This window comes from Streptomyces sp. P9(2023), assembly GCF_032436795.1.
Taxonomy (GTDB): domain Bacteria; phylum Actinomycetota; class Actinomycetes; order Streptomycetales; family Streptomycetaceae; genus Streptomyces.
In genome coordinates this window covers 1-253 of record NZ_JAUPWM010000676.1, presented here as the reverse complement: position 1 = coordinate 253, position 253 = coordinate 1, and the positions used below count along the sequence as shown (strand labels likewise).

General features: G+C 54.5%; 1 protein-coding gene. It reads left to right on the top strand.

The annotated features are described in order from the left end of the window. A partial coding sequence (locus tag Q5762_RS39085; protein WP_315897073.1) for a hypothetical protein occupies nucleotides 1-253 on the top strand: 253 nt, incomplete at both ends.

The following is a 253-nucleotide window of genomic DNA, read 5'->3' as shown; positions in this document are numbered from 1 at the left end:
CGAACTTACCGCCGCACCCTACGAGCGCAAAACCTGTGCATTTGGCGCACCAACGGCGCAAGGCACAGCCGCGCGCAGTGTGTTAACCGCTACCGTGCAATTCCCACTTGATTTAACCACCAACCAAACTGTTGGCTTTATTGGTCTTTGGGAAGATACCACTTACTTAGGCTATATCGCCGCCGATGAACCGGTTGAATTTGCTGGCACTGCAACAGCGCGTAGCTGCAACGTTGTGCCAAGTGGCGGTAGC